Source organism: Anaerococcus sp. HMSC075B03 (genome assembly GCF_001815585.1).
Lineage (GTDB): Bacteria > Bacillota > Clostridia > Tissierellales > Peptoniphilaceae > Anaerococcus > Anaerococcus vaginalis.
In genome coordinates, this window is the sequence record NZ_KV821183.1 from 111,460 (window position 1) to 111,817 (window position 358).

1 CRISPR repeat array is annotated in these 358 nt (G+C 24.0%).

Annotated features, from left to right (window positions below):
• Positions 1–357: a CRISPR direct-repeat array (repeat unit 26 nt; unit sequence TTGATTAATAACATTTGATGTATTGA).
• The last annotated feature ends 1 nt before the right edge of the window (position 358 follow it).

Here is a 358-nt window from a genome sequence, read left to right on the forward strand (position 1 = left end):
TTGATTAATAACATTTGATGTATTGAAATAAAGCTAGCTGTAAAAATGTGTGTATAACAACATATGTTGATTAATAACATTTGATGTATTGAAATGGAATAGAATAATCATCTTTTACAATATCATTCATAGTTGATTAATAACATTTGATGTATTGAAATACCTTAACTTTATCTTTTTCAGCAGGCATTTTAAAAAAGTTGATTAATAACATTTGATGTATTGAAATTCTCTCACTTCTACAAGACCTCTTGTTCTAGTTTGTTGATTAATAACATTTGATGTATTGAAATGCGTAAGTCAAAGTTAAAAATAATTCATTTTTAGCACGTTGATTAATAACATTTGATGTATTGAA